We start from the raw sequence: 12,282 nt of genomic DNA on the forward strand, positions 1-12,282 counted from the left end.
AATAAAAATGAACAAGGATCTGACCGTAGGGAAACCGGAATCTGTGCTGTGGCGTTTCTGTCTGCCACTCTTTGGAAGTGTGATCTTCCAGCAGCTCTATAACATTGCCGACAGTCTGGTTGCCGGAAAATTTATCAATGAAAGTGCTCTTGCCGCTGTTGGCAACAGTTACGAGATCACATTGATCTTTATCGCATTTGCATTTGGATGCAATATGGGATGCTCGGTTATCGTATCCAGATTATTTGGAGCAAAAGAATATCGGAATATGAAGACGGCTGTATCGACCACCTTTATCTTTACGGCTGTTTTACTGGCTGTTATGGTGATCGCCGGTCTGCTCACCAGCCGGGAGCTGCTTGCTCTGATCCACACTCCGGGCGATATCATGGATGCTTCCCTGCTGTATCTGAACATCTATATCTATGGTCTTCCATTTATGTTCTTTTACAACATTGCAACCGGAATCTTCTCCGCTCTCGGTGATTCCAGAACTCCGTTCATCTTCCTTGCAATATCATCCGTTTCCAATATATTTGTCGATATCTTATTTGTAAAATCCTTTCAGATGGGAATCTCAGGTGTTGCCTGGGCGACCTTCCTCTGTCAGGGTGTCAGTGCTATTCTGGCTGTCGCTGTTGTGATACGCCGTCTTACCTGTATCAAGACAGATGGCCGTTTCCGGTTCTTTGATGGCAGCATCTTAAAACAAATCTTGGTCGTTGCTATCCCAAGCACCTTACAGCAGAGCTTTATATCCATCGGAAATATTATCATCCAGAGCGTTATCAACGACTTCGGAACCAGCGTTATCGCCGGATATTCTGCGGCTGTCAAGCTGAACAATCTGGTCATTACCTCTCTTACCACACTGGGAAACGGTATATCAAACTATACCGCCCAGAATATCGGTGCGGGTAAAATTGACCGTATCCGTTCCGGTTTCAAAGCTTCCTTAAAACTGGTCTGGCTGTTATGTATTCCGTTTGCGCTGTTGTACTTCACCTGCGGAAGATGGCTGTTACTGCTCTTTCTTGACAATCCGACTGCAACTGCGATCAAGACAGGTATCGTTTTCCTGTGTATCCTTGCACCATTTTATTTCATCGTTTCCATCAAATTAATGGCAGACGGAATCCTGCGTGGCGCAGGTATCATGAACAAATTCATGATCTCCACCTTTACCGATCTGATTCTTCGAGTAATCTTATCCATCATCTTTTCAAAGATGTTCGGTTCTGTCGGTATCTGGTGCTCCTGGCCGGTCGGCTGGTGCTGCGGAACTGCAGTCTCCGTCCTCTTTTACCGCGGTGAACAGAAACGGGATTTTAAAAATGCATTTGAAGCATAATAATGTTATGACTTCTTCCAAGGGCTTCAATCCGGTCAAGGTCAGCCCTTCTTCGACTGATATCGGCAAACCAGTTTCCACCATAAACATATAAAGCAAAAATCTCCTTCTGCCGGAAATAAATGCCATAAACAGCACATCCATTTCTAACATAAGGAGATTGAAGCTACATCGAGATCCAGCCAAGTGCATTTGCAACCGAACTTGCAAGAATGATCAGGGCGAAGACCGGACATATGTATTTGATCATCACAACAAAGATCTTCTTTCTGCGGAATGCGCCCTCGCCATGACGAATCTCTTCTTCTATCTTATCGATTCCAACAACTCTTGAAACCAGTAAGCAGGTCATAAGTGCTGCGATCGGCATCATAACCGAATTCGTCAGGAAATCAAACAGGTCTAAGAACTGCATACCGATAATCTTTACACAGGCGAGCGGTCCATATCCAAGTGATGACAGACTTCCAAGGATCAGCATGATCACACCTACGAAAACAGTTGCTTTCTTTCTGCTCCAACCGATCTCATCCTCAAATGTGGATACTGCACTCTCAGTCAGTGCGATTGAGCTGGTTACTGCTGCAAATAAAACCAACAGGAAGAACAGAATACCGACTATTGTTCCAAGTCCCATATTCTGAAATACCTTAGGGATCGTTATAAACATCAATGAAGGACCTGCCTGTAAAGTGTCAGGATTACCGCCTGAAAATGCGAATACCGCAGGAATGATCATAAGTCCTGCCATGATCGCAATCGCCGTATCAAACACCTCAACATTCCTTGTAGCATCCTCGATCGCCGTATCCTTTTTCATATAAGAACCAAATGTGATCAGAATACCCATTGCGATCGACAGGGAATAAAACATCTGCCCCATCGCCGCTACCACAGTCATCCATGAGAAATTATCAAAATTCGGAACAAGAAAATACTTCACGCCCTTTAATGCCCCCGGTCTTGTCACTGAATATACAGCAATAAGGATCGATAATACGATCAGTACCGGCATCATGATCTTTGATACACGTTCAATACCATTCTGAACACCTGCAAAGATGATCCCAAGCGTAAACAGACAGAATACGATGAAACAAAGCTCTGTCGAAATGCCATTCGAGATAAAGTCTGTAAAATATCCATCCTTTGCCAGATTCTTTCCATTTCCTTTGACATATTCCACCAGATATTTGATAACCCAGCCACCGATCACCGAATAATACGGTACGATCAGCACCGGTATGATCGCATTGATCCAGCCGCCAAAGGACAACCATTTCTTCTTACCAAATGACCGAAACGCTCCGACCGGACTCTTTCTTGTCATACGACCGATCGCAGACTCAGCAACGATCATCGTATATCCAAATGTAAGTGCCAGCAGAATATAGATCAGAAGAAAGATTCCTCCTCCGTACTTTGCTGCCAGATACGGAAACCGCCATATATTTCCAAGACCGACCGACGCTCCTGCCGCCGACAGCACATATCCTATCTTCCCCGAAAATGAACTTCTGTTGTTATTGTTTTGTATATCCATCGTACTCTAACTTCTGCTCCATGTACCCTGAAGCAAAATATCCCTTCTCTTTTTTCTTTTTACAGTGTACAGCTTCGATTCTAACATGAATGATCAATTAAGTCACTACTTTATCATATTTTCAATAAATACAGCATACCCTTCCGTCGGATCATCCACAAGCACATGTGTGACCGCACCGATCAGCTTGCCATTCTGTACGATTGGGCTTCCGCTCATGCCCTGACAGACGCCGCCGGTAAGTGCGATCAGATCCTCGTCCTCTACCTTAAATTCCATATTTTTATTGGCAGTATCGGTATGAACCGCCAGAATGTTGATCTTGTATTTTTTCAGATTCCCATCCAATCTGGAATAAATATATGCCTCTCCGGTCTGAACTTCACCAGGATCTGCGATATACATGGCTTCTGCAGCTTTGTAATGCTTCGCCACATATTCTTCATCGAGATATCCGCCGATTCCGTTATCATAATTACCTTCTACAATTCCGATCAGATCCTTCTTGTAAAGGATCGTTCCCTGAAGCTGCCCCGGCATCGACACAAAAGATCGGTTGATCTTCGTTATATGTGTAGTATAGATACCCCCACCGGTGCTGCTGATCTTAAGCCCGGTATCATTATCCGATACGCTGTGTCCAAGTGCCATAAACTGATTGCCACATAGGAAGGTCACTGTTCCGATACCCGATATGTCATCCTTCACCCACAGTCCTAACATATAAGCATTCTTATTTGTTTTCACAGGTGTAACCTCTGCTACCTGTGACTTTCCGTCCCGCACAAATGTAAGTCTCACAGTTCCGGTATTATTCCCGGATAAAGCCTGCATCAGTTCCTTTTTTGTTGATATGGCTGTTTCATTTACAGCTGTGATATAATCTCCTGTCTGAAGCAGGCTGTTACAGGGAGAGCAAATCTCTCCCTGTGCAGTTTCCACCTCGCCACAATCTACGACCATAACGCCATCTGTTTTCAGATAGATCCCGACCGGCTCGCCGGACGGTATTACTTTCTGTCCGGACAGATCATCGAATACAAGCTCCGCATCTTCATACTTGATCTCCTGATCTCCGATATCTCCATTCCAGAAATAAGCGATTGCCAACAGTGTAAATGCGATCAGATCCAAGATCAAAAATCCGACCAGCAGCGAACGGTAACGGTTCGACGTCTTTGTTCCTTCTTCCATCCCAATACTCCTTTCTGTAAATGCTGCATAGACCATAAGAAACATGCCTCCGGTTTCTTATGGTTATCGCGACAGTCGCCAAGGTCTTGTGCAAGCACAGACTTTGGCTCGTTGTCCGCGTAAAAAAAGAGCAGCAATTGTTTTATTGCTACTCTTAGTATTGGTTTTTTTGTTCTGTTTTTAATTAGTGTATTTTTGCTTTGTCTGCCAGTTCTTTCATATCCCTGGCATTTTCAACCGCGGCATTTGTGATCTCTGCACCGCCAAGCAGTCTGGCAATCTCAAGCACAGATTCTTCCCGGTCTAACTTGGAGATCTGCGTGATCGTCTTGCCATCCTTTACCACTTTTTCAATTCTGTAATGGCTGTCCGCCATTGCCGCGATCTGTGGCAGATGCGTAATACTGATCACCTGATGCGCTTTTGATATAACCGCAAGCTTTGCTGCCACACTTGATGCTGCTCTGCCGCTGATACCAACATCAATCTCATCAAATATCAGAGTATCAATGTTATCTTCCGATGCCATGCAGGATTTGATCGCAAGCATGATCCTCGAAAGCTCACCGCCGGATGCAACCTCATAAAGCGGACGTTCCTTTTCTCCGACATTTGTCGATACAACAAAGTAACAATCATCGATACCGGAGATGCCCGGATGCGCCAGACGGTCAAAATGCATATCGAACCGGATCTGATTAAAGCTCAGATCCTCCAGCGCCTCTGATACCCGCTTACATAATTCTTTTGCCTGAATCTTTCGTTCTGCACTTAAAGCTTCCGCTGCCTGATCCAGTTCTTTTTTTGCTGTTTCTACTTTCTGCTGCAATTCTTCTGCATATTCCTCATACTGCACAAGCTTTGCTTCATCCTGCTTCAACTGCTCCAGATAGGCAAGCACATCGTCTGTCGTTCTGCCGTATTTTCCTTTTAAATTATTAATGGTATTCAACCGGTCTTCAACCTCATGGAATTCAGACTCATCAAATTCCATACTCTGCATATAATCACTGACCGATACGTTAAAATCATTTAACAACGAATCAATATTGGTAAGCTCACTGAAGATGCTCTCCATCTCCTCGTCCAGACCTTTTACCGCTTTTAAGCTTGCAAGCGCACGTCCAATCTCATTTCCGGCAGATGCGTTCCGATTATACCCTGTGATCGAATAAACCTCAGAAACTGCTTCCACGATATCCTTGGCATTCACCATCTTACGATACTGTTTTTCCAGTTTTTCATCTTCTCCCGGAACCAGCCTGGCACCTTCAATCTCTCCTGCTTCAAACTGGATATATTCCAGCTTCCGTTTCCGCTCGCCCTCATCCATCTGTCCTTCTTCCAGTTCTTTTCGAAGATCTTCAAATGTTTTATAGCAGTCTTCATATTTCTGTTTTAATGATGCAAGCGGTCTTTTTGCAAATTTATCCAGAATATTCAAATGCTCTGCCTTCTTCAACAGGATCTGCTGCTCATGCTGTGCATGCATATCCACAAGAAGTGCCGAAACATCTTTTAACTTTGCTGCTGTTACTGTCCGGTCATTAATAGTATTCATGGTTCTGCCATTTACTATTCGTCTGGTTATGATGATCTCTCCATCCTCTGATGGTGTAACGTCAAGCTCCTGCAGCTGCTCAAACAATGATTCATCATCAATAAAAAATAATAACTGACAGAAGCCTTCTTTTTCCGGATCTCTCAGCATATCTTTTGGGAGCTTGCCTCCCATACCAATCTTTAAAGCTCCCATGATAATAGACTTACCTGCACCGGTCTCACCGGTTAAGATATTCAGTCCATCTGTAAAATTGATATTTGCATCTTCAATCAATGCGATATTTTTTATGTGTACATTTAAAAGCATATGTCCTCCTGTATATTCCATGCACAAAATAACAGAATTTACATCTTTTCAATCTGCGCCTTGATCGACATCGTCAGGCTCTTATCCTTCACAGCAAGGAAGATCGTATCATCTCCCGCGATACAGCCCATCAGCCCATCAATATCCATATGATCCAGCGCTGCCGCTACAGCCATGGCAACACCGGAGATTGTCTTGATCACGATCAGGTTCTCTGCCGCATCTACAGAAATAATTCCTGTGCTCAGAACCTTCTTATAGGAATCCAGTGTCTCATAACGATTGTTCTTCTCTACGGCATATTTCTGTCTGGCTCCCGGTACGGATACCTTTGTCAGATTCATTTCCCGAATATCTCTGGAAACGGTTGCCTGTGTTGCCTGAAATCCCTCTTCCTTCAGTTTCTCCAGAAGATCATCCTGTGTTTCAATATCATATTTTTCAACAAGCTCCAGTATCTTTGCCTGTCTTTGATATTTCATCTCAGTTTCCTCCTAATTTATTTCTAAGTATTTCATAAAAGTTCACATTACTTGCCTTGATCAGCCTGGTTATCTTCTCAGACTTGCGGATATCCACCCGGTCGCCAACGGATAAATCCACATCGTTACCGCCATCAAAGGAACAGATTGCCTCTGTATCCTGCGTCTTACGCTTCTTAGTGATCTCTATCGTGATCCTCTCTTTGCCGGATAATACGATACTCTTTGCAGTCAGCGAATGCGGTGATACCGGCGTGATCACTAATAACTCTGCATCCGGGCTGACGATCGGTCCTCCTGCCGACAGATTATAGCCGGTAGAGCCTGTCGGTGTCGATATCACAACACCATCTGCCTCATATGTATCAAGCACCTGTCCATCAACAGACACATTAAGTCCGATCAGTCTGGAAAATCCTGCCCGGCTGATCACGATATCATTTAAAGCACTCTTGCGATACGTTGTGCCATCCGCTTTTGTCACCGTACCTGTGACCATCATTCGTTCTTCGATCGTAAAATCATCTGTCAGCAGCCGATCCAGTATCTCTTCGATATTAGCAACTTCCCCTTCTGTCAGGAAGCCTACCGTACCCAGATTAATTCCAAATAACGGTATATCAATATCTTCCGTCTCACCTGCCATGCATAACAGTGTTCCATCACCACCGAGAACCAGTACACAGTCAAACTGCTCTTTCTTTAAAGTCTCCCAATCCGAAGGCTCAAGCCGGAATACATCCCGCACCATACAGACTGCTCCATGTGCTTCCAGGTAACTCTGTATTCTGTTTGTAACTGTCGAATCGGTGTCCTTATCGGGATTCACCACGATCATAAAACGATTCATCGGATTTATACTCCTCTTACAGGCTTCTGTGTGACTCTTCCACCATAGCCTTTATATCAAATTCTTTATTTTCCTTTGTCTGATCCTTTGTTATGTACAAAAGATACTCGATATTTCCTTCCGGTCCCTTGATCGGTGAATAGCTTAAGTCAAGTGTTTTAAATCCTATCTGTCGTGCAAAATCAACGATCATTTCAACCACTTCCACATGCACCTTCTGATCTCTGACAACGCCTTTTTTACCGACCTTTTCTCTGCCGGCTTCAAACTGCGGCTTGATCAGACACACGATCTCTCCGTCATCTGTCAACAGCTCTTTTACCGGAGGAAGTACCTTTGTCAAGGAGATAAAGGATACGTCGATCGATGCAAATTCAATCCTGTCTTCGATATCATCCGGTGTCACATAACGGATATTTGTTTTCTCCATACAGACAACCCGCTCATCGTTTCGAAGCTTCCATGCAAGCTGTCCGTGTCCGACATCCACCGAATACACCTTGACCGCACCATTTTGCAGCATACAATCTGTAAATCCACCGGTTGAAGACCCGACATCCATTGCCACTTTTCCCGCAAGACTTACTCCGAAGCAGTCCATTGCCTTTTCAAGCTTTAAACCACCGCGGCTCACATATTTTAATGTATTTCCTCTTACTTCTATCTGTGCTTTCTCATCAAATGTCGATCCGGCCTTGTCTTCCTTTATGTTATCCACATAGACAATGCCCGACATGATGATCGCCTTTGCTTTTTCTCTGGACTCTGCAAGCCCACGATTTACCATCATTACATCCAGTCGTTCTTTCATCTCTACTCCATCATATCCTGAATCCGGTCATATATGGATTCAGCATCTATCTTTAGCATCTTTCTCAGTTCTTCTATGCTTCCGTGACGGACAAAGGTATCTTCAATTGCGATCGGAAGAACCTTCACATCACTTGCCTTTGATTCCAGATATTCCTCAACCAGAGCACCATAACCGCCATGCAGGATACCTTCCTCGATCGTCACGATCAGCTTATGTGACTCTGCCAAATGATCGATCATTGCTTTGTCTAACGGCTTGATAAACCTTGCATTGACAAAGGTCACCTGTCTGCCTTCCTGTAAGAACCGATTATATAATTTCTCGGTTTCTTCCACCATATTTCCAACCGCTACTAACGCGATCTCACTTCCCTCACGAAGGATCTCACTCTTTCCGTATTCGACCGGCTCATTATAATCTTTTAAGCCGTAATATGCCTGTCCTCTGGCGTATTTGATCGCTACCGGTCCGTCATAGGCTACTGCCCATTCCATCGCTCTAGTGAGCTCATAGCGGTTCTTCGGAGCCATAATGACCAGATTCGGAATATGCGATAAAAATGCCGTATCAAAGATTCCCTGATGTGTCTCACCATCTGCCCCGACCAGTCCTGACCGGTCGATTGCAAATATCACATGCAGGTTCTGCATACAGACATCGTGCAGGATCTGATCATAAGCCCGCTGTAAGAAGGAAGAATACACTGCTACCACAGGGATCATACCTTCCACAGCAAGTCCTGCCGCAAATGTGACCGCATGTTCTTCTGCGATTCCCACATCAAAGGTTCGATCCGGGAATTTCTCTGCAAATTTATCGACTCCGGTTCCCTTGCTCATCGCCGCTGTGATTGCAACGACCCGGGTATTTTCCGTTCCGAGCTCTACTAACTTTCTTGCAAATACACCTGTATAGGATAAACCTTTTTCGACATTTTTAACTTTACCTGTTTCAATATCAAAGGAACCGATTCCATGGAAATAGCATGGATGCTTCTCCGCAAATTTATACCCTTTTCCCTTGATCGTTTTTATATGAACCAGAATCGGTTTATTTAACTTAAATGCACGTTTAAAGGTTTCTTCCATCAATCTTATATTGTGTCCATCGATCGGACCGATATAGGTAACACCCATTTCTTCAAAGAACATTCCCGGAACAAACATCTGCTTCAAAGAATCCTTCGACCGCTTCAGTCCTTTAGCAAGCTTCTCGCCTGCTACCGGTATATGCATCAGTGCTTTCTCGATTCCGTTTTTCAGATCATTATATGGCTGACCGACACGAAGCTTACTCAGATAGCTTGACATTCCTCCTACATTGTGGCCGATCGACATCTCATTGTCATTCAGCACGACCAGACATCCGGTCTTGACCTCTGCCATGTTATTTAGCGCTTCATAGACCATACCACCGGTGAAGGAACCGTCACCGACAACGGCTGCAATCTTCTCCTTCGTTCCTTTGATCCCTCTTGCGCATGCCATACCAAGTGCCGCCGACATCGCGGTCGAACTGTGTCCTGTATTAAAAGCATCACAATCACTCTCACTGGTCTTGGGAAATCCGCTTAAACCGCCAAACTTCCGTAATGTTGTCATCTGATCTTTTCGTCCGGTCAGGATCTTATGCACATAGGACTGATGTCCTACATCCCATACCAACTTATCAGCCGGGAAATCCATCGCACGATGAAGTGCGATCGTAAGTTCCACGCACCCAAGGTTTGACGCCAGATGCCCACCCGTCTCGCTGACATTTGCGATCAGAAACTCCCGGATATCCTGTGCCAGCTCCGGCAGATCTTTCTCATCTATTTTCTTTATGTCATTTGGTTCTTGTATTCGATCCAGTATACTCATATCTTTCATCTCTGTTATTTCTTTCTGTTGACCAGTTCCAGAATCAATTCATCCAGAAATTCATTCTTATACGGAAGCTGATCCAGTCTTGTAACCGCACGCCTGGATATCTCCGCGACATCCTTCTTGGACTCCTCAAGTCCGTGGATCGTGACATAGGTTACTTTACCATTTTCTTCATCTGAGCAGACAGGCTTTCCAAGCACTGCACTGTCACCCAGAATGTCCAGAAGATCGTCCTGGATCTGGAATGCCAGTCCGATATCCGATGCGATCATTTCGACCTGCTTCAATTCATCTTCCGTTGCTCCGGCAAGAACTGCACCGATCATCATAGATGCTTCGATCAACGCACCGGTCTTATTCTCATACACAAAATGAAGCTGATCACCACTCATCTGCTTCCCTGTCATCTCTACATCTACAACCTGACCACCGATCATTCCGTTTACACCTGCTTTTTTTGCAAGGATCGTGAATGCCCTGGCAACAGTCTGATTCCCCGGTTCCAGTTCAAATGCCTTACAGGCTGTCTCAAATGCATAATTTAAAAGCGCATCACCAGCAAGGATCGCCATTGCCTCACCAAATACCACATGTGAAGTCTTTCTTCCTCTGCGGTATTCATCATTATCCAATGCCGGCAGATCATCATGGATCAGGGAATAGGTATGTATCATCTCGATCGCTGCCATAAACGGCTCTACAACTTTTCCTGTTCCGCCAAATAAACGGTAGGTTTCCTGCATTAATAACGGACGTAGTCTCTTTCCCCCTGCCTGAAAGGAATAGTTCATTGCCGTAAATATAGTTTTCTGAAACCCTTCTTCTGCCGGTGCATATGTGTATATAATATTCTGTACTTCCTTTGTATGAAGTTCTAATTTATTCTTTTCCACTGTTCTCTCCACTTAATACGATCATTTCTTTTTCAACATCACACAGATCATCCTTACATGCCTGAACAAGCTGTACGCCCTCTGCGTAGGCTGCCAGACTATCCTTTAACGATGTCGCAGGATTCTCTAAGACAGCCGTGATTGCTTCTATTTTCTTCAGGGATTCCTCGATTGAGAAATCCTTCTTTTCCATCTTCTCTGCCATTTCTAATCTTCCTCTTTCACATCCGTTACTCTTGTCTCGATCAGACCATCATGAACACGGATGGTAATGCGGTCATCTTTTTCTATCTCTTTTATCGTCGTTACCGGCGTTCCGGTCTTTTCGATATACCCAAATCCATTTATAAGCTTCGCCGATGGAGACAGACCATGCAGACGTTCTGCAAGAAGCATCACCCGATGTTCGTATCTGTCGTATTTATTCTTCATAGCACGGTTTAAACGATCTGACAGATCATCCAGATAGATCTGCTGCTGTGCAAGCCTCTGCTTCGGATTCAGGATACGAAGATGTCTTTCCGCGGCCTGTAACTTCTCCTGATATGCTGCAAGTCTCCGTTTCATCAGATAATCCATCTGTCTGCCCTGATTTATGACCTGATGAACCGTGGACATCACATCCGGTATTGCCTGCTCACAGGCGGCTGATGGTGTCGGTGCGCGAAGATCTGCCGCATAATCTGCGATCGTATTATCAATCTCATGACCTGTACCGGAAATGATCGGCGTCTTTGCATGGTAGATCGCCCATGCAACGACCTCCTCATTAAACGCCCAGAGGTCTTCGATCGAGCCGCCGCCACGACCGATAATGATCGTATCTACGCCCATGTTATCCAACACTTCGATTCCATGCGCGATATCTTCTGCTGCCCCATCTCCCTGTACCTTTACCGGATACAGGATAAGCTGGACATATGGATTTCTTCTCTTTGCGATGTTTCTGATATCCTGGATCGCCGCACCTGTCTGTGCTGTCACGATGCCTACCCGCTTCGGATATGCCGGTATCGGCTTCTTGATATCGAATTCAAACAGTCCCTGTTCATACAACTTCTGTTTCAACTGTTCATACCGCTCATAGAGATTTCCAATCCCATCCAGCTTGATCTCTTTTACATATAACTGATATCTGCCATCCCGTTCGTAGATATTCACACTTCCGTGGCAGACTACCTGCTGCCCGTTTTCCAGTTTGAAATCAAGACCGGAATATGCATAACTTTTAAACATAACAGCCATGATCGAACCGGTCTCATCCTTCAATGAAAAATAGATATGCCCGGAACTGTGATATTTGCAGTTAGAGACTTCTCCCTTCACATAAATATCACCAAGCAGATAATCACTGCTGATCAGATTCTTGATATATCCATTTACCTGTCCGACGGTATAGCTTTTCTTTGCCATATTC

11 protein-coding genes are annotated in these 12,282 nt (G+C 44.6%); 1 reads left to right on the forward strand and 10 read right to left on the reverse strand.

Going from position 1 to position 12,282, the window contains the following annotated elements:
• The first annotated feature begins 7 nt into the window (after positions 1 to 7).
• The gene (locus tag LK416_06415; GenBank protein UEA75806.1) at positions 8 to 1,351 is read left to right on the forward strand and encodes an MATE family efflux transporter; all 1,344 of its coding nucleotides are present in this window, start codon (positions 8 to 10) and stop codon (positions 1,349 to 1,351) included.
• Positions 1,352 to 1,517: 166 nt separating this feature from the next.
• On the opposite strand, the gene LK416_06420 is transcribed toward LK416_06415, so the two are convergent.
• From LK416_06420 to xseA, 10 genes are all read right to left on the reverse strand, one after another.
• Positions 1,518 to 2,894, reverse strand: a complete 1,377-nt coding sequence (locus tag LK416_06420; protein UEA75807.1) for a sodium-dependent transporter — start codon at positions 2,892 to 2,894, stop codon at positions 1,518 to 1,520.
• Between the two features lie 105 nt (positions 2,895 to 2,999).
• Positions 3,000 to 4,088 (reverse strand): PDZ domain-containing protein, encoded by a 1,089-nt coding sequence (locus LK416_06425; protein UEA75808.1) that lies wholly within the window; start codon positions 4,086 to 4,088, stop codon positions 3,000 to 3,002.
• A 184-nt stretch (positions 4,089 to 4,272) separates the two neighbouring features.
• Positions 4,273 to 5,958: a DNA repair protein RecN gene (recN, locus tag LK416_06430; protein ID UEA75809.1), complete on the reverse strand. Its 1,686-nt coding sequence runs from the start codon at positions 5,956 to 5,958 to the stop codon at positions 4,273 to 4,275.
• Positions 5,959 to 5,996: 38 nt separating this feature from the next.
• Positions 5,997 to 6,440: an arginine repressor gene (gene argR / locus LK416_06435; protein ID UEA75810.1), complete on the reverse strand. Its 444-nt coding sequence runs from the start codon at positions 6,438 to 6,440 to the stop codon at positions 5,997 to 5,999.
• A gap of 1 nt (position 6,441) precedes the next feature.
• Positions 6,442 to 7,290 (reverse strand): NAD(+)/NADH kinase, encoded by an 849-nt coding sequence (locus LK416_06440; GenBank protein UEA75811.1) that lies wholly within the window; start codon positions 7,288 to 7,290, stop codon positions 6,442 to 6,444.
• Between the two features lie 16 nt (positions 7,291 to 7,306).
• A complete protein-coding gene (locus tag LK416_06445; protein UEA75812.1) occupies positions 7,307 to 8,101 on the reverse strand; it encodes a TlyA family RNA methyltransferase in 795 nt (264 codons plus the stop codon).
• A 2-nt stretch (positions 8,102 to 8,103) separates the two neighbouring features.
• Positions 8,104 to 9,966 carry a 1-deoxy-D-xylulose-5-phosphate synthase gene (gene dxs / locus LK416_06450; protein ID UEA75813.1) on the reverse strand — a complete coding sequence of 621 codons (1,863 nt, stop codon included), beginning with the start codon at positions 9,964 to 9,966 and terminating at the stop codon, positions 8,104 to 8,106.
• Between the two features lie 14 nt (positions 9,967 to 9,980).
• Positions 9,981 to 10,865: a polyprenyl synthetase family protein gene (locus LK416_06455; GenBank protein UEA75814.1), complete on the reverse strand. Its 885-nt coding sequence runs from the start codon at positions 10,863 to 10,865 to the stop codon at positions 9,981 to 9,983.
• Complete coding sequence (gene xseB, locus LK416_06460) at positions 10,852 to 11,070, reverse strand: exodeoxyribonuclease VII small subunit (GenBank protein ID UEA75815.1); 219 nt, start codon at positions 11,068 to 11,070, stop codon at positions 10,852 to 10,854. The genes LK416_06455 and xseB overlap by 14 nt, the downstream gene beginning before the upstream one ends.
• 2 nt (positions 11,071 to 11,072) lie before the next feature.
• Complete coding sequence (gene xseA / locus LK416_06465; protein ID UEA75816.1) at positions 11,073 to 12,278, reverse strand: exodeoxyribonuclease VII large subunit; 1,206 nt, start codon at positions 12,276 to 12,278, stop codon at positions 11,073 to 11,075.
• Positions 12,279 to 12,282: the final 4 nt, after the last annotated feature.

This window comes from Lachnospiraceae bacterium GAM79 (assembly GCA_020735665.1).
GTDB lineage: Bacteria > Bacillota > Clostridia > Lachnospirales > Lachnospiraceae > Coprococcus.